This window comes from Psychroflexus montanilacus (assembly GCF_020164535.1).
Taxonomy (GTDB): Bacteria; Bacteroidota; Bacteroidia; order Flavobacteriales; family Flavobacteriaceae; genus Psychroflexus; species Psychroflexus montanilacus.
The window spans coordinates 244,567-269,990 of the sequence record NZ_JAIQZC010000005.1 but is presented as its reverse complement, the minus strand read 5'-3'; the positions used below and the strand labels follow the sequence as shown (position 1 = coordinate 269,990).

Genomic DNA, 25,424 nt, shown 5'->3' with positions numbered 1-25,424 from the left:
AGTAAGTGGAAAGCTAGATATTCTAGGTGGAATTTTAACATCTCTTCTTATACTTTGATAAGCTCTATCTATAGTTTATAGTATAAACTATAAAGACTCTGAGAAGGCCATTCGTAAATCTCTTTTAAGATCGCTTGTATCTTCTATTCCAACAGAAAATCTCACAAGATTTGACTTAATGCCCTGGGCTTTTCGTTCTTCTGGAGTAAGTAAAGAATGAGAAGTTTTCTCTGGAGATAAAACGGTACTCTCTACACCACCAAGACTCAATACATTTTTAATCAGCTTTAAACCTTTAAAAAATCTTGAAATATCACATTTTTCATTTAAGTCAAAAGACAACATTCCTCCAAAACCAAGCATCTGAGATTTTGCTAATTCATGTTGCGGATGAGACTTTAGTCCTGGATAATAAACTTTATCAACATGTTCAGAATTTTCTAAAAATTCTGCCATTACCAAAGCGTTATTGGACTGTTGAGAAACCCTCAGGTTCAAAGTCTTCATACTTCTTTCCAAAAGCCATACGGTCTGGTCTGCCAAACTCCCTCCAAAGTTTTTGGCCTTAGAAAAAACCTTTTTCATGATGTCGTGAGTTGAAGCCACAGCACCTGCAGTAATATCGCTATGCCCTCCAAGATATTTGGTCGCACTGTGAATTACAATATCAACTCCTTGTTCTATGGGTCTTTGGTTTATAGGACTTGCGAAAGTATTGTCTGCCATCGTCAAAACATTGTTTTCTTTAGCAAACTTTGTTACAGCAGCAACATCTGTAATTTCCAGTAAAGGATTGGATGGAGTTTCAATGTAAATTAATTTGGTTTCTGCTTGTAAAGCTGAATTTAATTCAGACCAATTATTGACATCAACAAAACTGTAAGCTATACCATATTGCTGACATTCTTCAACAATAAAGTTACGAGTGCCACCATAGATTTGATTCTGAAGAATCACATGATCTCCAGACCTAAGTACACTTAGCATAGCAGTAGTAATTGCAGCCATACCGCTACCAAAAATCAAAGCAGACTCGGCTTTTTCAAGCTCTGCAATTTTCTCTGATAGTTTATGTTGATTTGGACTATTAAAATATCTTGGGTAAATAGAAGTCTCCAGACCATCATATTCATAGGCTGTAGATAAATACATTGGAGAAACTGCCCCACCAAAAACCTTATCTTCTACTTCACCAGTGTGCACGCATATTGTATTAAGTCCTTTTTGCATTTTTCTTTTTTTTTCAAATTTAATTCATTACAAAGAACTTAATGTTTTCGGGAAGTAAATTTTAGGATGAAAAAAAAATTATCTAATTTCAAAAACTGTAAATCAATATTTATGAAATACTTCAACTTCACACAATCTTCAGATATAGTAAAACAAATAGATTTTAGTACCAAAGGAGAGAAATTCGGGAAAAAAGTAGTCTGTATAAAAGATCTTGATCAACTAAAATCCACGGATGCTAATTTTGTTTTAGTTGGAATTCCAAGTCTTCTTTCCTCAAAAGATGATTTGGGAATCAAGATTTCAGAAGTATATCAGGAGTTTCTAAAGCCTTTGTTGAATATTCAAAACAATCAGTACAACAGAGGAGCAAATCTGCTAGTCTTAGGTCACATTGATACCATGTTGATTTTTAATGAATTAAGTGAACTGAATTCAAATTCAGAAAAAATTGAAAAATTTAATGATATAGTGAATGGTGTAATTTTTAAGATTATACAGGCTATTATCAGTTCTGGTAAAACCCCTATCGCTATCGGTGGTTGTCATAGCGATACTCTAAGTATTTTAAAAGCAATGAAGGCCTTACAACATACTCATACAAATTTGCTTGACCTCTCTACAGAGGTTAATCTTGAAATTGAAAAAAATGCGATCAACTTTCATCAAGATGATTCCTGGCTAGAAACTTTAAATATAAATAAGTATGGAGTTTTTGGTCTTCATAAAAATTATGTTTCACAAAAAGAGTTGGAAGTAATGAATCTTTCCAAAAAACTAAATTTTCATTTCTTTGAAGATTGCTTACACCTCACAACTTTGGATAAATGCGTAAAATTTAAAAATGCCGTAGATTTTCATCTGGGCAAATTAGGCTTTAGGCTAGATCTAAATTCTGTGTTAGGAATGTCATCCAAATGCGAATCTTCATCGGGTTTTAGCGTAAGAGATATAAGAACTTTTATCAAGATGATTCGTAAAGAAAATATTCAATTTTTGCACATATGTGGTATAGACTCTACTAAAAACGAAAGCATAAGCAATTCTTTGAGTTATATCATTTCTGATTTTATAAGAGTTGACGTTTAGCCTATTGGAGATCGATATTGAGTCCAAAAAAACTAGAGCTTGCAGCTCTATTAAACTGAGCATAAGAATAACTGAATCTCACTTTATTAAAACGAATGCTTACTCCACCCGTAAGTCCTGAAAAGGCACGTTGATCTTGAATCCTTAGTTCCTCGCCTCTTCTAAAGTTATAGCCTAATTGAATACTAAATCCACCATCCGGGAAAAGTTCTGCGCCCAAAATAGTGTGTCGCAGAGCATTGTTGATAAAACCAGGATCATCTGGCGTCACATTTCCGCTTAAATCCTCTTCATCTCTTGCTGTATTTCTAAAGGCAATATCCCATTCCTGCATATTTTCTAAAGTGACATGCCAGCGAATAGGAGCTTTTTTCAATTTTTGAGATATCCCTAGAATAACTTCAAATGGCATAGATTCTCTTACATCATTGAAGGCTTTAAATTGAGTTCCTGCATTACGTACCACACCAGAAATCACCAAATCCCATTCTGGGTAAATGTAACTCACACCAAGATCTAGTGCACCTGCAAATGACGTGTATTGTTCTAGTTTCGACGAAATCAATTTCACATTGGCTCCAGCATAAAAATCTGTTCTTCCTATTCGTCTGGCATATCCAACAGAAAGTGCTGCTTCCTGTCCACCAAATTCTGCAGTAGAATTTCCAGATTCATCAAACCCATCGAAACTTCCATAGTTAATATAAGTAACTCCAGCTTGAAGCATCTGAGTTCTTCTCCCAATATCATAGGCATAAGAAGCCGTCCCATAATTGACATCTGCAAAATAATTCATGTAATTGACAGACATTTGATTGTGCATTTCAAAGTTAATGATAGCAGGATTTGCCATAGCATTGGCAGGATCTGCAGAATATGAAGTGACATTTTTTCCTCCTAGAGCCGAGATTTTTGGAGAGACGGGCAGGTTTAAAAACTGATAAGTATTTTGACCACCAATTTGAGCAAAACCAGAAGAAGTCATGCCTAAAATGAAGGTCAAAAAAAATAAAATATGTTTCATGAAACGTCTAAAGCACCTTGTATGGAAACGCTTTGCAATGTAATTTATTTTGAATTACTTCATCAATAAAAAACCAGATGAATTACTCATCTGGTTTAATTACTAATTCAAGATGTGATATCTATAAAGACTTAGCATCTTTTACTTTTTGTTTCAAAAGTGCTAAATCTAAGACCTCATGCATTTCGCTTACATAATTTATAGTAAGTCCTTTTAGATACTCTTCTTTGATTTCTTCAATATCTTTCTTGTTATCCTCACAAAGAATTATCTCTTTGATTTTAGCACGTTTGGCCGCTAAAATTTTTTCTTTGATGCCTCCTACAGGAAGAACCTTTCCTCTTAAGGTGATTTCTCCCGTCATCGCCAGATTCTTCTTCACTTTTCGCTGAGTAAATAGGGATACCAAGGAAGTTAACATCGTAATACCTGCACTTGGACCATCTTTTGGCGTAGCTCCTTCTGGTACGTGGATATGAACGTTATAATTTGTAAAGATTTCAGGATCCAAATGGAATTTATCCGCATTGGATTTGATGTATTCCATCGCAATGGTAGCCGACTCTTTCATCACTTTACCTAAATTCCCAGTTATGCTTAAGTTACCTTTTCCTTTGGACAGAATAGATTCTATAAATAAAATCTCACCGCCTACGCTAGTCCATGCTAAACCAGTAACAACCCCCGCTACGTCATTATTTTCATAAGCATTTCTTGGGCGGGATGGTCCGAGGATTTTCTCTACAGCCTCATTGGAAACTTTTACATCATACTCCTCCTCCATCGCAATATTTTTAGCGATATTTCTTACTACTTTGGCAATTTGTTTCTCGAGATTACGTACTCCAGATTCTCTGGTGTATCCATCTATGATCTTTTCTAATTGCTGCTTTCCAAGCTTGATATCCTCCTTTTTAATACCATGTTCTTTAATTTGCTTTGGAAGCAAATGGCGTTTAGCAATCTCGATCTTTTCTTCTACTGTATACCCATTAACATGAATAATCTCCATACGGTCACGAAGTGCAGGATGAATTGTAGATAAATTATTAGAGGTCGCCACGAACATTACTTTTGATAAATCGTATCCAACTTCCAAAAAGTTATCATGAAAGTCATCGTTTTGCTCAGGATCCAAAACTTCCAGCAAAGCGGAAGACGGGTCTCCCTGATGGCTGTTGCCTAATTTATCGATTTCATCCAACACAAACACAGGATTATTGGTTCCTGCTTTTTTCAAACTTTGGATGATTCTACCTGGCATCGCCCCTATATAAGTTTTTCTATGACCGCGAATTTCAGCTTCATCACGAAGTCCTCCCAAGGAAACTCTAGCGTATTTTCTACCCAAAGCTTCTGCAATAGACTTACCTAAAGAGGTTTTACCTACTCCTGGAGGTCCGTATAAACATAAGATCGGAGATTTCATATCGTTTCTCAACTTGAGAACTGCTAGATATTCAATAATTCGTCTTTTTACATCTTCCAAACCGTAGTGATCTCTGTCCAGTACCTTTTGAGCTCGTTTTAGGTCAAAAATATCTTCACTCGTTTCATCCCAGGGCAGATCCAAAAATAAATCTAAATAATTACGCTGAATAGAATATTCAGCTACCTGAGGGTTCATTTTTTGGAGTTTAGCCAATTCTTTTTTGAAATGCGTTTCGACAGATTCTTTCCAAGTTTTAGTTTTTGCACGCTCGCGCATTTCCTCGAGTTCACCTTCAGAAGAAACCCCACCCAACTCTTCCTGAATGGTTTTCATTTGCTGATGAAGGAAATATTCACGTTGCTGCTGACTCATATCGCTTTGTACTTTGGACTGAATATCATTTTTAAGTTCCAATTTCTGGAACTCAACATTCATATATTTCAAAGTAGAAAGTGCTCTTTCCTTAAGGTCACTGGTTTCAAGAAGTTTTTGCTTGTCTTCAACATCTACGCTCATGTTGGATGAAACGAAATTGATCAGAAAAGAAGAACTTTCAATATTTTTGATAGCGAAAGAGGCTTCTGAAGGAATGTTTGGACTATCCTTGATGATACGGAGTGATAAATCTTTCACCGAATCAATGATAGTTTTAAACTCTTCATCTTCTGGAATAGGCTTTAACTCTTCAAACTCTTCAATTTTACATCTCAGGTAAGGCTGATCACTTACAGGCTCTGTAATTTTGAAACGCTTTTTACCTTGTATGATCACAGTAGTATTTCCATCAGGCATTTTTAAAACCCTCAAAATTCGAGCTACTACCCCAACCTTATGTATGTCTTTATAAGATGGATGTTCATCTTCGTCATTTCTTTGAGCAACTACACCTATTATTTTGTTGCCATTATTTGCGTCATTAATCAATTTGATAGACTTATCTCGTCCAGCTGTAATAGGAATTACAACTCCCGGAAAGAGAACAGTATTTTTTAAGGGAAGAATAGGTAAGTCATCTGGTAAGACTTCCCGATTTATTTCTTCCTCGTCTTCAGAGGTCATTAATGGGATTAATTCTGCATCTTCATCTATATGTTCTGATGATAAATTATCTAGATTAAATAGTCCGGATTTTGCCATAATTATTTTTTTGTCAAAATGTCAGTCACAACTGACTCAGCTTCTCGTTTTACGTTAAATGTATTGAAATCACTTGATTTTCAATTAAAATCAATATTCAAATTGAATAGGTTCAATTCCTATGCCATGCTAAATTAGTACTATTATGTGTTTTGCTTTTGTATTCTACTATAATTAGTCGAAATTTACCTTTTTGTTAAGCTATGAACACAAACGACCAATTTGATCAAATTATAAATGATACCCGAGATCTTTTTGTAAAGAAAACAAAAGACTACGGTACTGCCTGGAGAATCTTAAGGCTCACCTCTCTTACCGATCAGATTTTTATAAAAGCTAGTAGAATTAGAAGTCTACAGGAACATAAAACACAAAAGGTAGAGGAAAATGAGGATTCAGAATTTATCGGTATTATCAATTATTCTATCATGGCTCTTATTCAAATTGAATTGGGGATTTCAGAAAAAGCTGACCTTAGTCCTGAAGAAGCATTAGTTCAATACAATTTGCAGGTAGAAAAAGCTAAAAATCTGATGATTGATAAAAATCACGATTATGGTGAAGTCTGGAGAAAGATGAGAGTAAGTTCTCTTACAGATCTTATTTTACAAAAGTTGCTTCGTATCAAACAAATTGAAGACAACCAAGGACAGACTTTAGTGAGTGAAGGAATTGAAGCTGGCTACTTAGACATTATTAATTATTCGGTTTTTGCACTTATTCATCTTAATTTTAAAGCATAATGAAGTTTATTGTTGGTTTTTCAAGAATTTTTGTTGGGGCACTCTTTATATTTAGTGGCTTTGTCAAACTAAATGATCCCATTGGTTTTTCATATAAACTAGAAGAGTATTTTGGTGAAGGCGTTCTCAATCTCGAATTCTTAACCCCCTATGCTTTGGTTTTAGCGATTTTTATTGTGATTTACGAATTGCTGTTAGGTGTTACATTATTAATAGGATATGCGCCAAAATTTACCAAATGGAGCTTGCTGCTCATGATTTTATTTTTCACATTCCTTACGTTTTATTCTGCATACTTCAATAAGGTGACAGATTGTGGATGTTTTGGAGACGCCATTCCTTTGACACCCTGGCAGTCTTTTGGAAAAGACATCATCCTTTTAATTTTGATTCTAATTTTATTTTTTAATGAAAGGTATTTGCAACCTATTTTTGCTAAAGCATCCTTGAAATGGGTAGTATTTGCAGCAACTATCGCATGTTTATATTTCGCTTATCACGTTCTGATGCACCTACCTGCCATTGATTTTAGAGCTTACAAAATCGGTACAAATATTCCGGAGGCAATGTCTTATCCTGATGATGCTCAGGAAGCTGTTTACGAATATGAATGGATTTTTGAGGTTGATGGTAAAGAAGAATCTTATATAACTAACGGAAGTTATCCTGAAGTAGCTGGCGAATTTTTAAGAGTTGATACCAAAATGGTGAACGAAGGCTATGAGCCGCCAATTCATGATTTTTCTCTCATAAAAGATGGAGAAGACGAAATTGAAAGCTTGATGCTAGAGGAAAAATTAATAATGGTTGTCGCTTATAATCTATCTAAAACCGAACGTGAAGGATGGACTGAAATCAAATCTGCATTACAAGAGGCCACTGATCAAAACTTTAAAATCATTGGGTTGACAGCTTCAGGTGAAAATGATATTAACAAAATTAAAACTGACTTTGACCTTGATTTTGATTTCTATTTTGCAGATGAAACTGCTATCAAAACTATCATAAGAGCAAATCCGGGTTTAGTTATTTTGAATCGAGGAACTATAGTTAATAAACTTCACTGGAATGATGCAGATGAATTTTAAAATCAATTCCAATTGCTAAAACTTGTATTACAAAAGACAGGATATGCTTTGCTTACAGTGTTGGGTGTAGTGACTGTTATTTTTTTTCTTTTTAGCGTACTCCCAGGGGATCCAGCACAAATGATGTTAGGTCAAAATGAAACTCGGGAGCAACTTCAGCAACAGAAAGCAAAATATGGTTTTGACAAAAGTATCGGTCAGCAATACCTTTATTATATCAACGACCTCTCACCTATTTCCTGGCATAGTTCGGAAACAGCAGCTTTCACCCATTTTGACGAAAAAAAATACACAGGAAGTCGATTGTTCTCTATTTCAGAAGGTGCATTGTATGTAAAAACACCTTATTTAAGAACCTCGTTTCAGCGACAAGATCAAAAAGTGCTTGACATTATTAAACAAACCTTACCAAACACTGCAATTTTGGCGGTATCCTCAATTTTTATTGCTTTACTTATTGGGATTGGCTTGGGCATCATTTCAGCACTTCAAAAGGATACTTGGATAGATAAAAGCATACAGGTTTTAAGTACCTTTGGAATGAGTTTACCTTCATTTTTTAGTGCTATTCTCGCCGCCTGGTTATTTGGATATGTTCTTAAAGAATTCACAGGTCTTAATATGACGGGGAATCTTTATGAATTAGACGATTTTGGAGAAGAAAAAATATTTCATTTCAAAAATCTAATTTTACCAGCATTTGTACTGGGAATTCGGCCGCTAGCGGTTGTGGTTCAACTCATGAGAAGTTCATTATTAGAAGTTTTTCAGCAGGATTATATAAGAACCGCAAAAGCCAAAGGTTTAAATTCCTATTCTGTGATTATGAATCACAGTTTAAAAAATGCTTTAAACCCGGTGGTTACAGCTATTTCAGGATGGTTTGCCTCAATGCTGGCAGGAGCGGTCTTTGTAGAATATATTTTTGGCTGGAACGGCATAGGAAAAGAAATAGTAGATGCTTTAAATACTTTAGATTTACCAATAATTATGGGAGCTGTGTTAACGATAGCCATCATTTTCATCATTATTAATATCTTAGTCGATATTATTTACAAATTATTAGACCCCAGAATTTAAATCTTAAAATAACATTTATGAGAACTCAAATTGTAGCAGGAAATTGGAAAATGAATTGTAATCTGGATGAATCCCAGCATTTACTTAATGCATTAAAGCAAAAGGATTTTTCCAAAGCCGATGTAGAGGTCGTTGTAGCTCCTCCTTATACCAACTTATATGCTGCTCATCAATCGTTGAAAGATTCTTCCATCAAGATATCTTCTCAAAACATCAATGAAAATGAAAAAGGAGCTTTTACGGGTGAAGTCTCTCCAGACATGCTTAAAAGTGTTGGCGTTGAATACGTTATCATTGGTCATAGTGAGCGAAGAGCTATTTACGCTGAATCAGATGAACTATTAGCTAAAAAGGTAACTGCAGCTCTAAAGCATGACCTTAAAATTATGTTTTGTATTGGTGAAGTTTTAGAACAACGAAAAGCAGATAAACATTTTGAGGTTGTCAAGGAACAATTAGAAAAAGGATTGTTTCACATCGGTGCTTCAGACATGAAAAATGTTGTGATTGCATATGAGCCGGTTTGGGCAATTGGTACTGGTGAAACTGCCTCCCCGGAACAAGCTCAGGAAATTCATGAACACATCCGAAAAGTCTTAGCAGACAAATATAATGCTGATGTAGCAGAGCAAACTTCTATTTTATATGGCGGAAGTGTAAAACCCAACAATGCAAAAGAAATCTTTGCTAAAAAAGACGTAGACGGTGGACTTATTGGTGGAGCTTCCCTGGACGCAGATAGCTTTGCAGAAATTGTGATGTCCTTCTAAATGGTCTATATAGAATATAAATTCATAATTCATCCTATTCAACCTGGAAGAGATATACTTTTAGCTGAATTAGGTGAATTGCCTTTCGAAAGTTTTGAAGATTTTGATATGGGTCTTCTTGCCTATATAGATGAATCGGAAGATAGTCAAACACTAATAGAAGATATACACATTTTAAATTCAGGTGAATTTGAAATTTCTTATGTCAAATCAAAAATTGAACAGGTCAACTGGAATGAAGAATGGGAGAAAAATTTCCACCCTATTCATATCGATAACAGATTGACGATAAGAGCGCCGTTTCATGCCAAAACTAATGCTGACATCGATATCATCATAGAACCAAAAATGTCTTTTGGTACAGGTCATCATGCCACGACCTATCAGATTTCTGAAATGCTTTTGGACGAAGATTGTGAGAATAAGATAGTTCTGGACATGGGTTGTGGTACTGGAGTTTTAGGCATATTAGCAGATATTCGAGGGGCTAAATCAGTAGATTATATTGACATTGATACCTGGTGCGTGGAAAATACGGAAGAAAACCTGGAACGCAATTTTTGTCAAGGCCACGTCATTTTGGGAGGAGCCGAAAAAATTGAAAAAGATTACGATTTGATTTTAGCAAATATTAATAGAAATATCTTACTTGAAGATATGACAACTTATGCCAGGCATTTGGTTTCTGGAGGAGTAATTTATTTTAGTGGTTTTTATGAAGAAGACCTGAGGTTAATTCAAAAAGAAGCCAATCGTCAAAATTTGACATTCGTTAAACATCAAGCAAAAGAAAACTGGGTTGCTGCCAAATTCACAAAAAATTAGAAATTGATATTTAAGATTCTCTATATATTTGCATAAAACTGGACTATGAGTGTTAAGGAAGAAGTTTTAGAAGAAGTAGATGTCAAGGAAAAACTGACAGATTCTCACGAAATCATTGTTTACAATGATGAAGTCAATACGTTTGACCATGTCATAGAAACTTTAATCAAAACTTGTGATCACGATGCCATTCAGGCAGAACAATGTACTTTGCTCATTCATTATAAAGGAAAATGCTCAGTAAAATCTGGAGATTTTGAAGATTTAAAACCCAGATGCACCGAAATTTTAAGAGCGGGCATTAGCGCTGAAATTGTATAACTACTTCTTGTTATCTTGAATTTATTTCAAGATCTTATCATATTCAAAAACAACCATTTTAGAAGTTATTCACTTAAGTATATTCAAAAAAAGACCCTGAAATTAGTTCAGGGTGATAATAAAAACTTTTCAGTTCTAGTTCTATCAGTGATTTTGGAATTACCCCACCACTCTAATAATTTCTGAAGTAATATAATCGATTTGTTCTTTATCAAGTTCGGTATGCATAGGTAAAGAAATCACTTCATCTACCAACTGATTGGTGACGGTAAACTCCTTTTCATCGTAACGCTCATCTTTATAAGCCTTTTGAGAATGCAACGGAATCGGGTAATAAATTCCATGTGGAATATCGTTTTTCTTAAAGTGTTCTGCTAACTCATCCCGCTTTCCATTTTTGATTTTGATGGTATATTGATGAAAGACATGACAATCGCAGGTATCGCAAATACCATTAGAATTATCGCATTTTTTATGGGTTTCCGTTTTAGGCGTTTCGATGTGTTCAGATTTGCTTAAGGCTTCTGTATAATGTCTGGCAGCATTTTGGCGTTTTGAACTGTAATCATCCAAGTGATTGAGTTTGATATCCAAGATAGCTGCCTGTACGCTATCCAATCTTGAGTTCACACCAACTACATCATGATGATAACGCTCGTACATGCCGTGGTTCACAATTCCTCTGATGGTATGTGCTAAGTCATCATCATTGGTAAAAATAGCACCACCATCACCGTAAGCTCCAAGATTCTTGGAAGGAAAAAATGAGGTTGCGCCTACATTTCCAATTGTTCCCGCTTTTTGATGAGATCCATCTTTGAAGGTATAGTTAGCACCTATCGCCTGTGCATTATCTTCTATAACATATAAATTATGTTTTTTGGCAATCGCCATGATTTCTTCCATTTGAGCTACATGACCAAATAAATGGACCGGAACAATCGCTTTGGTTTTAGGAGTAATCGCTTCTTCTAGTTTCTTAAGATCAATGTTATAAGTATCTTTATCTACATCAATCAGTACTGGAGTTAAATTGAGAAGCGCGATGACTTCCACCGTAGCAGCAAAGGTGAAGTCTACAGTAATTACTTCATCTCCAGGCTGTAATCCCAGTCCCATCATAGAAATTTGTAAGGCATCGGTGCCGTTGGCACACGGAATAACATGCTTTACACCCATATACTGTTCCAAATTTTCCTGAAATTGCTTGACTGCAGGACCGTTGATATAAGCTGTAGAATCTACTACATCTATTATCGCTTTATCAACATCTGTTTTTATTTTTTCGTATTGACCCTTCAGGTCAACCATTTGTAGTTTTCTCATAGCATTTTTTCTTTCACAAAAATAAGAATATTAAGTATTCAAATCGACAATTCACCTAAAAGCTTATTTTTGAAAAAAATCCGAATTTGAAGTTATTCTATCAGATCATCATTCACAGCGTTCAGTTATTTCTACCTCTTTTGAAAATGCTGAGTCCCAAACTCAAACTTTTTGTTGAAGGCCGCACCAACTGGAAGTCCAAACTACAATCTCAAGTTTCTGATTCTGATAAAGTTATCTGGTTTCATGCAGCTTCCCTTGGAGAATACGAGCAGGCAGTGCCTGTTATTAATGCTTTGAAAACCGCTAAACCGAATTATAAAATTGCCGTAAGTTTCTTTTCTCCTTCTGGTTATGAGGTAAAAAAGAAAGATTCTAAATTGGATATAGTGACCTACTTACCACTTGATACCAGAAAAAATGCCAATGAATTTCTAAACATTTTGAATCCTGAAATTGCGTTTATCATCAAATATGAAGTCTGGCCTAACCTTATGGATGCTTTATTTGATAAAACAATCAAGACCTATCTAATTTCCGGACTCTTTAGAAGAGAACAGCTTTACTTCCGCCCTATGGGAAGGTTTATGGCAGAAGCTTTAGCAAAATTTGAACACATTTTCGTTCAGAATGAGGATTCTTTACAACTTCTAAAAAATCAAGGATTTGAAAAGTCAAGTATTTCTGGAGATACTCGCTATGATCGCGTAATTGCTCAATTGGATATGGATAATCAATTGGATTTTATGGATTCCTTTACAGCTTCAGGGGAACTTACAGCTGTATTTGGAAGTACCTGGGCTGAAGATATATCGGTAACTTTGGACGCTATCAATAATGCCCCTAAAAGTATGAAGCTGGTTATCACTCCACATCAAATCAACTCAACACAAATTCAAAAATTAAAAAAAGACATCAGCAAAAAAGTGATCTGCTATTCTGAAATTAAAAATCAAGACCTTAAAGATTATGAAGTACTTATTTTGGATACGGTTGGTTTACTGACCAAAGTGTATAGTTATGCGCATATAGCATATGTAGGCGGTGGTATGGGCAACAGTGGACTACACAATATCCTGGAGCCTGCTGCTTTTGGTATTCCAATTGTCATTGGCAAGAATTACGACAAATTTCCTGAGGCCGGAAAATTAAGACGTTTGGGTGGATTGTTTAGTGTAAAAGATAGTGCTGAATTTCAATCCATTTTTGATAAATTGATAACTGATTCCAAATTCAGAGAAAAAAGCGGACAGATTGGCGGGCATTTTGTAAATTCTGAGGCTGGTGCTACATCTAAAATCTTATCAACAATAGATCTCTAAAACGAAACTCTATTTGAAATTCCGTAAATGTCGCTTGAGTTGGATGTAGCGTATGATTCCAATGGCTAGAAATACAATACTGAAAACCACGGCTACATAGCCTATAATCTTAATGTCTTCAAACATAGGATCTTTGATACTTACCAGTCCTATTCCTCCAAGAAGTAGATATAAAGATGAACGCAGATAAGATAAAAGCGTACGCTCATTGGCAAGTTTGGTTCGCTCCATTGCTAGGTGATCCCGAAGAATAAGACGGTCTTCGTTGGTGTAATCATCTGTAAATTTGACTATGTTTTTCAGTTGTTTTTTCATGATTTTTTATGGATAAAAGGATCCCTAAATCTTTTATAAATGTACAAACTACTTCTGAATTTGATTTTATTTAGAATTACGAATTCTTAAAAGGCTGATAGTAAAACCTATGATGAAAACAACACTGAGCAATGCCAAAGCCAATGAGCTCACGATAAGTAATTTCTGAACGGCTTCCAGAACATTGCTGGTCTCACTGAACTTGCCTATTGCCAAAAAACCCAAAGTAACCAGAAATAATATGATTCCCCAGATCCATTTGTGACTTTGTGAAGGATTGATTTTAGTAAGGTCTGAAAACATACTCAACACAAAAATGGCAGAATCTACAGAGGTAATTAAAAAGCCTACTAAAAGTAAGATAGCCAAAATCACAGCAGAGAACCCAAGTGGAAATTGTTCTAAAAGCACAAAGGTGGCAGAGAATACATCATTGAAAGCATTTACAGAAACGATTTCGGAGTGTATTAGCTCCACTGCTGACGTCCCAAAACTTGTGAACCAGAGAAAAGTACCAAAACATGGAACTATCAACACGCCCAAAATTAATTGCCGAATGCTTCTACCCTTGGAAATTCTGGCAATAAAAATACCCGTAAAAGGAGCCCAGGCCAGCCAAAACGCCCAGTAATAATAAGTCCAGTCTGACAGGAATTTTTCACTAAAATCGAAGTCACCTATGGCCAGGCTCAGTGGAATAAAATCCTGAACCAGTGCTATGGACGACTTAAAAAGATTAGACAAAATGAGACTAATGTCGCTGTTGAAAATCACGAAAGCCAGTAATAATAAAGTGAGGCTGATATTGATATTTGATAATCTTCGAATACCCTGGCTCAATCCTCGTATAGAAGAACTAATGGCCAACGAAAAAATAAACAAACAAAGCAAACAACTTAAAACAAATCCATATTCAGATTCCAAAATAAAATTAATGCCACCCTCTGCTTGTCTTATACCTAAAGCAACAGCGCTTACTACCCCAAACACTGTAGTTATTATGACCAATAAATCTATCAATTTTGAAGCAAGAGGATTTGATAACTTGGGCACAAGTTGGCTTAATTGAATATTTCCTTTTTTGATAAAAAGCAAGTAAGCTATAAACAAAGCGAAAAGTCCATAAAATGCCCAGGCTGTAAATCCCCAGTGGTAGAATGTCATTTCATAGCCGTGAATCTCACTGGGTCTTGAAAGTTCAATGTCGGGCTGTTGCATCATGTAAATAGGCTCTTGTACAGCTCTTAGAATGATACCAGCACCCATTCCCGTAGAATACATCATAGCCAGCCATGAAAGCGTTGAATATTCTGGCTGCCCTGAACCTAACTTTAGTTTCCCTAATGGTGAAAAAGCTACAATTAGCAGATATAGACAAATAAATAAGCCTAACACCAGGTAAAATTGTCCAAAAACAGATCGTATCGCCAAGGATGACTTGTGAATTATAGCAAAAGAATACTCGGGGACAAACACAAAGCATAAGCCCAACACTCCCAGTAGAATGAGACAGGCAACAATTAATTGATTTTTGTTTTGGAAGCCTTTCAAAGTATAAAATTACACAGTGACGGCTTTGTTGAGGTACCTTCTAAACGGCAACATGGCTTTATAGGTTTCTATGACTTGGTCTTTAAAATCATTGGATAACACCTCTTTTCTTTTGAAGGGTTTCATCGCGGCAAAACTCTTAAGTCTGAGCAATTCGATGTGTTTATGGTCTTGAGAAAAACCTTTGGGTGATGTTTTCAACTTAGCCTCATCCTCCATTAAGCCCCCAAAATGCTTTTGAAAAGTCTTGGAATTGATGATTTCTTTGAATTCATCACCATTATAATCTATGGCCTCACGAATGCTTTTGAGCAATTCAGATTTAGGCTTGTAAAATCCACCAGCCACAAAAATTTCTTGGATTCCTAAGTGAATATAAAAATCGCCTGTTTTTGGACGTTTGTCAAGTCCGGCCCCAAAATGATCTTTGTATGTAGGCTTATTAGGATGGTAAAGCAAATTGTTATTGATGCGGTTGATGGCTTTTTTCCCAGAAGATGAATAGTAGTTTTCATCAATTTTGGACAGTTTAAGGTCCAGGTCTTCCAGCCACTTTACGTAATCTGCTTTTACGGTTTCGTATTGATTTCTGTTTTCGTCCATCCACTCTTTGCTATTGTTTTTATTCAGAGTTTCAAGAAAATCAAATAAACGTTCAAAATTCATTTAGTTTGGTTTTATAGAATTGAGTTGAGTTTTTAATTCTTCCATAGACTGCTCCAATTTTTTTAGCATGCTGTTTTCAGAATTTTCATTGATAGAAAACGTCAGTTTACTAGTGACTTCCCAAATCTCCTGAACTTCGGAAGCCTCTACTTCATAAGGCGGATAATATGCATTGGTCGAAATTAGGGACAATTTATGCGAATTGGGATGTTTATGTAATTTTTTAACCATCACCGAATCCTGCAATACAAAGACATAAACTTTATGATTGACGGCTTGCTGTAAACTTTCTACAGATTTTCCGAGCACCCAGTCTTCGGAATGAAAGTTAGGCTCCATGCTATCGCCTTCTACCTGGAAACCTCTATAAGAGGCATTCCTGAATTGCGGAATAGGCATTTCGAAAGCTGGTAACTGATGATACCACTCCGCATCCCCGATGTTTTGTGGATAACCAGCAGCAGCTTTTTGATTAACCAACAACATGTTTTCTCTGGAATTGGTTTCATCTACAGAAATAACTTTAGGCATAGAGTTAATATGATGCACATCCAGTTTTCTCTGATAGCTTTCACCATACAACCAAAGGGGATTGACTTCAAAAATCTTTAAAAGCATCATAACCACCTGACCGGAAAGCTTTGTTTTACCTCTTTCGATATCAGAAGTAGAGGTTTTGATATTTAAAATTTCGGCAAATTCAGATTGAGTGAAATTATTTTCTTCTCGAATTTGTTTAAAACGCTGAATTTCTAGTGGTAAATCTGATTTCATATCAACAATTAGTTAATTAGGAATATTTCCATGAAATTAAGGAAAAAATCCTAATCAAATAAAATTTCTGGCATAATTTATTTTAATAAATTTGAATGCTAAGACACCCCTCATGAAAATACACATCATCAACGGACCAAACTTAAATATTTTAGGAAAAAGAGAACCTGAAATTTATGGTAATTCAACGTTTAAAGATTACTTTTCTGAACTTCAATTTGAGTTTAAAGACGTTGAATTGTCTTACTTTCAATCCAATATTGAAGGGGAATTAATTTCAGAATTGCAGGAAGCAGATGATAATGTGGATGGTATTATACTGAACGCAGCTGCTTACACCCATACTTCTGTTGCGATTGGAGACGCGATCAAGGCCATATCCACACCTGTGATTGAAGTACATATTTCCAATACTCACGCCAGGGAAGACTTTAGGAAAACATCTTACGTCTCCCCCAACGCATTTGGAATTATCATAGGCTTTGGGTTGAGAAGTTACGAACTGGCTATCAGAAGTTTTTTGGATTAAAATTTTTTAAGATGAATAGACTCAGGCTATTAGTATTTACATTTTTCTTCGCGACTGTTGGTTTTGCACAAGAAAAAAATGAAGTTGAAAAAAGAATAAAAAAGAGTGAAGTCCACGAAGGTGCGGTAGATTGGCTGAAAGATGCCTATGAAAATAAACGGAAAACCAAATGGTATTTCCAAACCGATGGAGATGAAGAAGTTTATGAAGCCAAGTTGAAGCATAAAAAACATCTCCATAGTGTAGAGTTTAATCTTGAAGGTGAAGTTCAAAATGTGGAAGTCCTTATTAAGGAAAAGGAAATAGATAAGGAAGTGCACCAAAACATAATTAATCACTTAAAGAATAATTATAACAAGTATTCATTTTCAAAAATTCAAAAAAAGTATACAGGAAAAGAAGACGATCTTGAAGATATGATTGATGAAAATGAGTTTGAAGATATTACCATCAATTATGAAATTGAGTACTACGGAAAATCGGATTCTGATGATGAATTATGGGAAGGCATATTTGACGAAAACGGTATCTTTCTGAATAAACGAGTCGTTAAAATAAAAGCCACAGATAATTTAGATTATTAATATGAAATATTTTTTTTTCATTGCATTTGCCTTTTCAACCATAATAGCTGAAGCTCAAAACAATCGATTTATTTTTGGATTCTTCCCTGAAGCCTCTTTAAGCTACAAGATTTCTGAAGACTATTCTATAACTCATAAAATAGAATCCCAACATGGGATGTTTGACTCAAACAGACTCAATGATGAGCTTGAATACGAACACAGCTTAACCGATTTACAAAGTTTTTTAGGCAGACGACTCTCCCCATTTGTAAAAGTGGATATTGGCTATCAATACAGGTTGGAAGAAGGAGAAAATACACACAGATCTATCCAGCAAGTATCTATTTTACAGAGGGAATCCTATTTTAGAATAGGACATCGTATCAGAATTGATCAGACTTTTTTTAAAGAAGAACCTCTTTTATTTAGAGCACGTTATCGGTTAAAAGGACAAATTCCACTTCAAGGTCAGGAATTAGATCCAGGTGAAAATTATTTGGCAATTTCCAACGAACTCATCTATATGATTCAAAGCAGCGAAGATGATCTAGAAAACAGGCTTACAGGAGCCTACGGATTTTATTTTGATGATAAAAACAAATTAGAAATTGGTCTCGATTATAGAACTGATGATTATCTAGTCGAAGACAGATTTCGACACCGCTTGTGGTTCAAATTCGGATATTATAAATCACTTTAAAATAATTCATGAAAATACTACATACGGCAGACTGGCACATAGGTAAACGCTTGCATAAAACAGATTTATCTCAAGATTTTGACTTATTTGTGAACTGGTTATGTAATTATTTAAGGGAAAACCCTGTAGATGTACTTTTGATTTCTGGTGATGTTTTTGATTTTTCAAACCCCTCCAGCGAGTCAAGAAGTCAGTACTACAAGACGCTTATTAAACTAAAGAACTTCAATCTAAAAATCATCATAACTGGGGGGAATCACGACTCTCCTAGTGTATTGGAAGCCCCAAAGGAAATTCTGAATCAGTTGGATATTCATGTCATCGGACGAATGCCTGACCAGTTTGAAGACTGTTTGATTCCTGTTTCTTCTGAACTTAAAACGGAATTAATTATTGCCGCGATTCCATATTTAAGAAGCCAAAATTTACAGCGACAATTTGAAGCTGAAAGTCACGAAAACAAGCAGGAAGCCGTCAAAGAAAGCATCGCTTTCCATTTTCAGGAAACTGCTAGACTTGCCAAAGAAAACTATCCTGAAATCCCCATTATTGGCATGGGACATTTGTTTGCGACTGGCGCAAGCGTTTCAGAAAGCGAGAGAGATATTCAAATTGGGAATTTGGCGGGATTAGAAACTACGCATTTTGGAAATGATTACGCCTATATCGCTTTAGGGCATATTCACAAACCCCAGCGCCTGCACTCTGAAACTCCTATTTTTTATAGCGGCTCCCCTATTCCACTTTCGTTTAGTGAACGCAAAAATGATAAACGCATTTTAGTTCTGGATACTGAAGCATCTTTTGAGCCAGAGAGCATTTCGATTCCAAAATTTAGAGAGTTGATTTTGATAAAAGGAACTTTGGATGAAATCAAAGTAAAATTAGAAGACATCGAAAACAAGTATCCGTTAAAAACTTTAATTGAAATTGAACTGCATGAAGCTGAATTTTCTGCGACTAAAACTTATGAACTTGAACAAGTCATTGAAGCTTTCGACAAGCAAAATTGCGACATCGTAAAGCATAAAGTCACCTTTAAAAACATGGCTAAAGTTGAGCGAGGCGTTTCTACAGCAGAAAGTCAGGTTTCAGATTTCACACCAAAAGAAGTTTTTCAAAAGAAGTTGGAAGGGATAGATGAAACTGAAAATACTAAGCTAGAACTCATTTCTGCATTTGAAGAAATTTTAGACGAATTGAATAGACCTGAAGAATGAAAATAGAATGTCTGCATTTTAAAAATATCAATTCCCTTAAAGGAGAGCACGAAATCAAATTTGATGCATCACCCTTAAATTCTGGTGGATTATTTGCGATTATCGGTCCAACAGGAAGCGGAAAAAGTACACTTTTGGATGCTATTTGTTTGGCACTTTATGCACGAACACCACGAATTTCCAGTGTTACTAAAAGTAAAATTGAACAGGACGGCAGCATCCTGACCAAATTCCAAACCGAAGCTTTTGCGAAAGTAAAGTTCTCATGCAATTCGGGAAGCTTTGTGGCTACCTGGTCGATTTCGTCAAAGAAAAAGGGGGGATTAAGAGAATACGACTTGGATCTATGGGATGCACAAATTGAAAAATCCTTTAGTGAAAAGAAATCTGAAAATAGAGAAGAAATCGAGCGACTAATCGGTTTGTCCTACGATCAATTTGTGAAGTCTGTTTTATTGTCTCAGGGTGAATTTGCAACCTTACTAAAATCTAACGAAAAAGAGCGAAGTGAGCTTTTAGAAAAAATCACCAATACGTCTATTTACAGACAAATTGGAAGAAAAGTTTTTGAAAAACATAATGCTTTAAAGTCTAAAATCTCTAGTCAAAAAACCTTGATGGAAGATCTGAAGCTAAAGCTTTTAAGTGAAGAAGACCTTCATCATAAGCAGAAAAACAAAGTTGAGCTTGAAAAACTTGAGCAAGCACAAAAGCTTAAGCTTTCTCGCTATGAAAAAGACTTTGATCAACTTAAAACCAAGGAAACGCTAGATCAGGAACTCCAAGCTGAATCCAAAAAACTTAAGCAGTACCAACTTGATTTTGAGGAATTTCAAAGCAAAAATGCTGAAAAATTAAGCAAGCATTCTAAAACATTAGCTTTTGAAGAAGAATTGCTCGAATATAATGCTCTAGCAGAAAAAAAGGAAAGTCAGGTTGAAAAAATTGGAAGTTTAGAACAAGAGCAGGCTCAACTTCAGGCTCAAATTGAAGATGTGAAAAGTAAGGTTGAGGAACTGCTTAAGACTGAAACTGAAGAAAATGAAATTGAGAAAGGCTTAGATGAATTGCTTGCTACCTATCAAAACCTTGAGAGCCAAAAGCAAATAAAGCTCAGTGACTATAAATCCAAACTTGAAATTCTGAATAGAGAACTGGAAGTTTTGGATTTGAAATTCAAAACACAAACTATCCCTGATTTTAGAAGTGAACTTCAGGACAAATTGAAAGTTTCAAAACAAAAAGTTGAAGGTTTTGCTATTCAGTTTGAAGACGATACAAGTTTAGATGAAAGTATCAAGGCTAAAAATCAGTTGTTGAATCAAATCAAGGAGGCTAAACATGAGGAAAAATCATTAACTGAATTAGAACAAAGGTCTGCCAAGCTCAACGAACAAATCAAGTTGGATAAAGAAGCGCTGGCTAAATTTCCAAAATTGATTTCAGAAAAAGAAACAGCTTTCGAAATCCTTAAAAAAGAGGTAATCCATCTGGAAACTGAAAAGGAAAATCAAAACCTAAGACTAGAGGTGGAAGACCTTAGAAAACAACTCTTAGAAAACGAGCCTTGCCCGGTTTGCGGATCTAAAAGCCATCCTTATGCGGAACATAAACCAGCACTGGATTCTGAACTGGACAAAACGCTGAAAACTAAGAAAGATGAACTTCAGATGCTTTCCAAAGCTATTGAAACTCTAAAAGCTCAGCAACATCTTAAAACAGAACGAGTTGAAGAACAGGAAGCTGAGTCTGAAAGTTTAAAGCTTAATCTAGCCCAAAGAAAAGAGGCTTTCGCTAAACACTTTGAGTTTGTTCTTTCTCAACTCCAAGGAAAAACACTTGCAGATATAGAACTTTCCACAAATCGAGAGATTGAAAACCTTGAAACAACCAAACAGCTTCAGGCAGAAATTCAGGCTTTAGAAAATGCTATAAGTGTGTTGGATGAACTTCATCAGATCAAAGAAAAGGGACGTCAGTTGAAGGCTGAAATGACGGCTTTGTATGCTGGAGAAAATTTGAATGATTTGGTTTCAGAATTGAAGAAAAACTGGATCACTTTAAATTCGAATTTATCCTCAACTAGGAAATCACTAAGCAACGAGAAAGAAAACTTAAGTCGTGTTGAAAGCAAACGGCTACAACTTCAGGCGAACTTAGAGCCTAAAATAAAAGCCAGTGCATTTTCAAGTATTTCTGAAGCCAATTCATCTCGCATGAAGTCGGCAGACTACCAGGCACTAAGCCAACAGTACAATGAATTAAGCGAACGAATCCAAATTCAGAAGGAAAAATTAAAAGGCATCAAAGCCCAGATTGAAAACTTAAAATTTGAATTTTTTACCAACAAAAATGAGGCTGAACTGGCTATAGCAGACTTATCCAAAACTTTTGAAAACACGAAAAAAGACCTGGAGGAATTCAATAGGCAATTGAAGAATAACAGCGACTTGCTCTCGGAACTCAAAAGGATTGAAGAAAGCATTGCAGAAGAACAAAAAGCTAACAGAAAGTGGGAGATCTTGAATAAATTGATTGGTGATGCTACTGGAACTGAGTTTAATAAATTTGCTCAAGACTTGAGTTTACAACGCTTAATCCACCTGGGAAACAAGCGTCTAAAGCACCTGAATGACCGCTATGAGTTGGATCGCTACCTTCCAAATGAAGATAAAGATCAGCTTTATGTGATCGACCATCATATGGGTGGCATGCGCCGATCTGTAAAGACCTTGTCTGGAGGTGAAACCTTTTTGATGAGTTTGGCTTTGGCTCTTGGCTTGTCTGATTTGGCTTCCAGAAATGTAGAAATTAATAGTTTATTTATCGACGAAGGCTTTGGAACTCTGGATCCTGAAACCCTGGATGTGACTCTGGATACTCTGGAAAAACTGCAGGCCGAAAGTAACAAAACCATTGGCATTATAAGTCACGTAAGCACTTTAAAAGAGCGGATACAAACTCAGATTGTATTGGATAGAAATGCCCAGGGCTACAGTCAGTTGAAAGTTATTGGCTAAAGTTTAACTATGCCATGTTCTCAAAGAATATGGTATAGCTTTAAATGCTTTTATTGATAGATCAGCAATATAATCTCATATAAATTGACATATTTTGAGAAATAGCTTTTATAATTAAAATTAATTACGAAAAATTCATTTCCTGGATTTAGAGAAAGTCAAAATACTCACCGAAATTTAGTATATTCGCGAGAGTCGAAAAATTGAAAAAATGCAAGATAAAGTTCAGAAAAAAGAAGATCTTTCCTTTGATGAGTTTAAAACACAAGTCCTAGAAGATTATAGAATAGCGGTAACCAGTAGAGAATGTAGTTTGCTAGGAAGACGAGAAGTATTGACTGGTAAAGCGAAATTTGGAATTTTTGGGGACGGCAAAGAGGTTCCTCAATTGGCCTGGGCAAAATCATTCAGAAACGGAGATTTTCGGTCAGGGTATTATAGAGATCAAACCTTTATGATGGCGATTGGAGAATTGACTATTGAACAGTTTTTTGCAGGTCTTTACGCCAACACCAATCTTGAGGACGAACCTATGTCTGGAGGTAGACAGATGGGTGGTCACTTTATGACGCATAGTCTGAATGAAGATGGAAGCTGGAAAAACTTGACTGAACAAAAGAACTCTAGTGCGGATATCTCTCCTACTGCCGGGCAAATGCCACGTTTACTCGGTCTTGCACAAGCGTCTAAAATTTACAGAAATGTAGAGGGCATTGATGCCGAAAACTTCTCCAAAAACGGTGATGAAATCGCCTGGGGAACTATTGGTAATGCCAGTACAAGTGAAGGCCATTTTTGGGAAACCTTCAATGCCGCTGGTGTGATGCAAGTCCCAATGGTGATTAACGTTTGGGATGATGATTACGGGATTTCTGTTCACGCCAGACACCAAACTACAAAAGAAAATATATCTGAAATTCTAAAAGGATTTCAAAAAGAAAACGATACCAACGGTTATGAAATAATCGTCGTTAAAGCCTGGGACTATCCGGCCTTGATCGAGGCTTATGAGAAAGCTGAAAATATTGCAAGAGAACAACATGTTCCTGTTTTGATTCATGTGGTTGAAGTAACTCAGCCTCAAGGTCATTCTACTTCTGGATCTCATGAACGCTATAAAAGTGATGATAGATTACAATGGGAAAAAGAGCACGATTGTAATACAAAGATGCGAGAGTGGATGATTTCCAATGGCTTTTCTACAGATGAAGAATTAACTGAACTTGAAAAAAGCATCAAAAAAGAGGTTAGAGATGGCAAGAAAGCAGCCTGGACTGCTTTTGGTAAGACTGCTAAGACTGAAAATAAAACAGTCATCAAGTTATTGACAGATCTCGCCAATTCATCTGAAAATAAAAACTTTATCACTTCTCTAGTGAATGAGCTTAAAGAAAATGGTGAGCCTTTAAAATCAGTGATTTTAGCAACAGCCAGAAAAGCATTAAGGTATGTAAGAGGAGAACAGTCTGAGGCTAAATCAGCTTTGATACAGTGGATTAAAGACTTTACTGAAAGAACCCAACCAGATTATAGCAGTCACTTGTGGAGTGAATATGATGGAAAAGCTACTAATATAGAAGCTATTGAACCATCTTACGCTGATGATGCTGAAAATGTAGACGCCAGAGTAATTTTGAGAGACAACTTCGATAAAATCTTTGAAACTCGTCCAGAAACTTTAATTTTTGGAGAAGACGCTGGTGAAATTGGTGATGTGAACCAAGGTTTGGAAGGGCTTCAGGAAAAATATGGGAAATTAAGAGTTGCTGATACCGGCATCCGTGAGGCTACTATTTTGGGTCAGGGCATTGGCATGTCCTTAAGAGGCTTAAGACCAATTGCAGAAATTCAATATTTGGATTATGTTTTGTATGCTTTGCAAATTATGAGTGATGACCTTGCCACTACAGCATATAGAACGAAAGGCAAACAAAAATCTCCATTGATCGTAAGAACACGTGGCCACAGACTAGAAGGCATCTGGCATTCAGGTTCACCGATGGGAGGAATCTTAAACCTGATAAGAGGCGTTAATGTTTTAGTACCTAGAAACATGACAAAAGCGGCAGGTTTCTATAACACGATGCTGGAGAGTGATGAACCAGCACTTATTGTAGAATGCTTAAATGGTTACAGACTCAAGGAGAAAAAACCTAGCAACTTAGGAGAATTTAGAACTCCGGTAGGAAAAGTGGAAACCATAAGGGAGGGCAGTGACCTAACTATTGTTTCTTACGGTTCAACTTTAAGAATCATCGAACAAGCGGCTAAAGAATTACAAGAAGTTGATATTGATGTGGAAATTATAGATTGTCAATCTCTATTGCCATTCGATCTCGGTCATGACATCGTAAAAAGTCTTGAAAAAACAAATAGATTGTTAGTTATAGATGAAGATGTTCCAGGAGGTGCTTCAGCATTTATTTTACAGCAAATTATCGATGTTCAGGACGGTTACAGGTTTCTTGACAGCAAACCTCAGACCCTTACTGCAAAAGCACACAGGCCTGCTTATGGAACTGATGGTGATTACTTTTCAAAACCTTCTGCTGAAGATGTGTTTGAAAAAGTATACGGTATATTGAGAGAGTTTAAACCTGAAAGCTATCCAGAATTGATGTAAGCATTTAAGAAAAAAAATTAGATTTTATAACCTTAGCATTAAATTTGCTAAGGTTTTTTATGTTTAATATAAC

Annotated in this window: 22 protein-coding genes; 14 read left to right on the top strand and 8 right to left on the bottom strand. The window is 35.8% G+C overall.

Features of this window, described 5'->3' with window-relative positions; all coding sequences use genetic code 11:
- Window positions 1-87 precede the first annotated feature (87 nt).
- Entirely contained in the window at window positions 88-1,230 is a 1,143-nt protein-coding gene (locus LB454_RS13860; protein ID WP_224465279.1) for a trans-sulfuration enzyme family protein, read from the bottom strand.
- A gap of 111 nt (window positions 1,231-1,341) precedes the next feature.
- Between LB454_RS13860 and LB454_RS13855 the strand changes: the two genes are divergently transcribed.
- Window positions 1,342-2,319 carry an arginase family protein gene (locus LB454_RS13855; RefSeq protein ID WP_224465278.1) on the top strand — a complete coding sequence of 326 codons (978 nt, stop codon included), beginning with the start codon at window positions 1,342-1,344 and terminating at the stop codon, window positions 2,317-2,319.
- A gap of 1 nt (window position 2,320) precedes the next feature.
- On the opposite strand, the gene porQ is transcribed toward LB454_RS13855, so the two are convergent.
- Window positions 2,321-3,343 (bottom strand): type IX secretion system protein PorQ, encoded by a 1,023-nt coding sequence (gene porQ, locus LB454_RS13850; RefSeq protein WP_224465277.1) that lies wholly within the window; start codon window positions 3,341-3,343, stop codon window positions 2,321-2,323.
- 121 nt (window positions 3,344-3,464) lie between these two features.
- Window positions 3,465-5,912, bottom strand: coding sequence for an endopeptidase La (gene lon / locus LB454_RS13845; protein WP_224465276.1), 2,448 nt, complete (start codon window positions 5,910-5,912; stop codon window positions 3,465-3,467).
- Window positions 5,913-6,115: 203 nt separating this feature from the next.
- Here lon and LB454_RS13840 point away from each other — a divergent pair, with 203 nt between their 5' ends.
- From LB454_RS13840 to LB454_RS13815, 6 genes are read left to right on the top strand one after another with little or no spacing between them, the layout of a single operon-like run.
- Entirely contained in the window at window positions 6,116-6,655 is a 540-nt protein-coding gene (locus LB454_RS13840; RefSeq protein ID WP_224465275.1) for a DUF1599 domain-containing protein, read from the top strand.
- Complete coding sequence (locus tag LB454_RS13835) at window positions 6,655-7,743, top strand: BT_3928 family protein (RefSeq protein ID WP_224465274.1); 1,089 nt, start codon at window positions 6,655-6,657, stop codon at window positions 7,741-7,743. The genes LB454_RS13840 and LB454_RS13835 overlap by 1 nt, the downstream gene beginning before the upstream one ends.
- A gap of 12 nt (window positions 7,744-7,755) precedes the next feature.
- The gene (locus LB454_RS13830) at window positions 7,756-8,823 is read left to right on the top strand and encodes an ABC transporter permease (RefSeq protein ID WP_224465273.1); all 1,068 of its coding nucleotides are present in this window, start codon (window positions 7,756-7,758) and stop codon (window positions 8,821-8,823) included.
- A 17-nt stretch (window positions 8,824-8,840) separates the two neighbouring features.
- The gene (gene tpiA, locus LB454_RS13825) at window positions 8,841-9,593 is read left to right on the top strand and encodes a triose-phosphate isomerase (RefSeq protein WP_224465272.1); all 753 of its coding nucleotides are present in this window, start codon (window positions 8,841-8,843) and stop codon (window positions 9,591-9,593) included.
- Window positions 9,594-10,418, top strand: coding sequence for a 50S ribosomal protein L11 methyltransferase (gene prmA, locus LB454_RS13820; protein WP_224465271.1), 825 nt, complete (start codon window positions 9,594-9,596; stop codon window positions 10,416-10,418). It abuts the gene before it with no gap.
- Between the two features lie 45 nt (window positions 10,419-10,463).
- Complete coding sequence (locus LB454_RS13815) at window positions 10,464-10,739, top strand: ATP-dependent Clp protease adaptor ClpS (protein WP_224465270.1); 276 nt, start codon at window positions 10,464-10,466, stop codon at window positions 10,737-10,739.
- A gap of 159 nt (window positions 10,740-10,898) precedes the next feature.
- On the opposite strand, the gene LB454_RS13810 is transcribed toward LB454_RS13815, so the two are convergent.
- Window positions 10,899-12,065, bottom strand: a complete 1,167-nt coding sequence (locus LB454_RS13810; RefSeq protein ID WP_224465269.1) for a DegT/DnrJ/EryC1/StrS family aminotransferase — start codon at window positions 12,063-12,065, stop codon at window positions 10,899-10,901.
- A gap of 86 nt (window positions 12,066-12,151) precedes the next feature.
- On the opposite strand from LB454_RS13810, the gene LB454_RS13805 reads away from it, so the two are divergent.
- Entirely contained in the window at window positions 12,152-13,387 is a 1,236-nt protein-coding gene (locus LB454_RS13805) for a 3-deoxy-D-manno-octulosonic acid transferase (RefSeq protein WP_224465268.1), read from the top strand.
- Window positions 13,388-13,396: 9 nt separating this feature from the next.
- Here LB454_RS13805 and LB454_RS13800 read toward each other — a convergent pair whose 3' ends face one another.
- From LB454_RS13800 to LB454_RS13785, 4 genes are all read right to left on the bottom strand, one after another.
- The gene (locus LB454_RS13800; protein WP_224465267.1) at window positions 13,397-13,702 is read right to left on the bottom strand and encodes a DUF202 domain-containing protein; all 306 of its coding nucleotides are present in this window, start codon (window positions 13,700-13,702) and stop codon (window positions 13,397-13,399) included.
- A 66-nt stretch (window positions 13,703-13,768) separates the two neighbouring features.
- Window positions 13,769-15,253: a BCCT family transporter gene (locus tag LB454_RS13795; protein WP_224465266.1), complete on the bottom strand. Its 1,485-nt coding sequence runs from the start codon at window positions 15,251-15,253 to the stop codon at window positions 13,769-13,771.
- Between the two features lie 9 nt (window positions 15,254-15,262).
- Complete coding sequence (locus tag LB454_RS13790) at window positions 15,263-15,919, bottom strand: DUF2461 domain-containing protein (RefSeq protein WP_224465265.1); 657 nt, start codon at window positions 15,917-15,919, stop codon at window positions 15,263-15,265.
- The gene (locus tag LB454_RS13785) at window positions 15,920-16,693 is read right to left on the bottom strand and encodes a LexA family transcriptional regulator (RefSeq protein WP_224465264.1); all 774 of its coding nucleotides are present in this window, start codon (window positions 16,691-16,693) and stop codon (window positions 15,920-15,922) included. It abuts the gene before it with no gap.
- A gap of 112 nt (window positions 16,694-16,805) precedes the next feature.
- Between LB454_RS13785 and aroQ the strand changes: the two genes are divergently transcribed.
- The 6 genes from aroQ to LB454_RS13755 all read left to right on the top strand — a co-directional run bounded on the left by aroQ (window position 16,806) and on the right by LB454_RS13755 (window position 25,351).
- Entirely contained in the window at window positions 16,806-17,222 is a 417-nt protein-coding gene (aroQ, locus tag LB454_RS13780) for a type II 3-dehydroquinate dehydratase (protein ID WP_224465263.1), read from the top strand.
- An 11-nt stretch (window positions 17,223-17,233) separates the two neighbouring features.
- Window positions 17,234-17,806, top strand: a complete 573-nt coding sequence (locus LB454_RS13775) for a hypothetical protein (RefSeq protein WP_224465262.1) — start codon at window positions 17,234-17,236, stop codon at window positions 17,804-17,806.
- A 1-nt stretch (window position 17,807) separates the two neighbouring features.
- Complete coding sequence (locus LB454_RS13770) at window positions 17,808-18,488, top strand: DUF2490 domain-containing protein (RefSeq protein WP_224465261.1); 681 nt, start codon at window positions 17,808-17,810, stop codon at window positions 18,486-18,488.
- Between the two features lie 8 nt (window positions 18,489-18,496).
- Window positions 18,497-19,708, top strand: a complete 1,212-nt coding sequence (gene sbcD, locus LB454_RS13765) for an exonuclease subunit SbcD (protein WP_224465260.1) — start codon at window positions 18,497-18,499, stop codon at window positions 19,706-19,708.
- Window positions 19,705-22,728, top strand: coding sequence for an AAA family ATPase (locus LB454_RS13760; RefSeq protein ID WP_224465259.1), 3,024 nt, complete (start codon window positions 19,705-19,707; stop codon window positions 22,726-22,728). Before sbcD ends, LB454_RS13760 begins: the two co-directional genes overlap by 4 nt.
- A 211-nt stretch (window positions 22,729-22,939) precedes the next feature.
- The gene (locus LB454_RS13755; protein WP_224465258.1) at window positions 22,940-25,351 is read left to right on the top strand and encodes an alpha-ketoacid dehydrogenase subunit alpha/beta; all 2,412 of its coding nucleotides are present in this window, start codon (window positions 22,940-22,942) and stop codon (window positions 25,349-25,351) included.
- Window positions 25,352-25,424 lie beyond the last annotated feature (73 nt).

Bases quoted from the DNA above. Each gene is read 5' to 3' on its own strand.
- sbcD (WP_224465260.1), top strand. From the start codon at position 18,497: ATGAAAATACTACATACGGCAGACTGGCACATAGGTAAACGCTTGCAT.
- LB454_RS13790 (WP_224465265.1), bottom strand. From the start codon at position 15,919: ATGAATTTTGAACGTTTATTTGATTTTCTTGAAACTCTGAATAAAAAC.
- prmA (WP_224465271.1), top strand. From the start codon at position 9,594: ATGGTCTATATAGAATATAAATTCATAATTCATCCTATTCAACCTGGA.
- LB454_RS13810 (WP_224465269.1), bottom strand. From the start codon at position 12,065: ATGAGAAAACTACAAATGGTTGACCTGAAGGGTCAATACGAAAAAATA.
- LB454_RS13775 (WP_224465262.1), top strand. From the start codon at position 17,234: ATGAATAGACTCAGGCTATTAGTATTTACATTTTTCTTCGCGACTGTT.
- porQ (WP_224465277.1), bottom strand. From the start codon at position 3,343: ATGAAACATATTTTATTTTTTTTGACCTTCATTTTAGGCATGACTTCT.
- LB454_RS13840 (WP_224465275.1), top strand. From the start codon at position 6,116: ATGAACACAAACGACCAATTTGATCAAATTATAAATGATACCCGAGAT.
- LB454_RS13760 (WP_224465259.1), top strand. From the start codon at position 19,705: ATGAAAATAGAATGTCTGCATTTTAAAAATATCAATTCCCTTAAAGGA.
- aroQ (WP_224465263.1), top strand. From the start codon at position 16,806: ATGAAAATACACATCATCAACGGACCAAACTTAAATATTTTAGGAAAA.
- LB454_RS13800 (WP_224465267.1), bottom strand. From the start codon at position 13,702: ATGAAAAAACAACTGAAAAACATAGTCAAATTTACAGATGATTACACC.
- LB454_RS13755 (WP_224465258.1), top strand. From the start codon at position 22,940: ATGCAAGATAAAGTTCAGAAAAAAGAAGATCTTTCCTTTGATGAGTTT.
- LB454_RS13860 (WP_224465279.1), bottom strand. From the start codon at position 1,230: ATGCAAAAAGGACTTAATACAATATGCGTGCACACTGGTGAAGTAGAA.
- lon (WP_224465276.1), bottom strand. From the start codon at position 5,912: ATGGCAAAATCCGGACTATTTAATCTAGATAATTTATCATCAGAACAT.
- LB454_RS13835 (WP_224465274.1), top strand. From the start codon at position 6,655: ATGAAGTTTATTGTTGGTTTTTCAAGAATTTTTGTTGGGGCACTCTTT.
- tpiA (WP_224465272.1), top strand. From the start codon at position 8,841: ATGAGAACTCAAATTGTAGCAGGAAATTGGAAAATGAATTGTAATCTG.
- LB454_RS13785 (WP_224465264.1), bottom strand. From the start codon at position 16,693: ATGAAATCAGATTTACCACTAGAAATTCAGCGTTTTAAACAAATTCGA.
- LB454_RS13770 (WP_224465261.1), top strand. From the start codon at position 17,808: ATGAAATATTTTTTTTTCATTGCATTTGCCTTTTCAACCATAATAGCT.
- LB454_RS13815 (WP_224465270.1), top strand. From the start codon at position 10,464: ATGAGTGTTAAGGAAGAAGTTTTAGAAGAAGTAGATGTCAAGGAAAAA.
- LB454_RS13855 (WP_224465278.1), top strand. From the start codon at position 1,342: ATGAAATACTTCAACTTCACACAATCTTCAGATATAGTAAAACAAATA.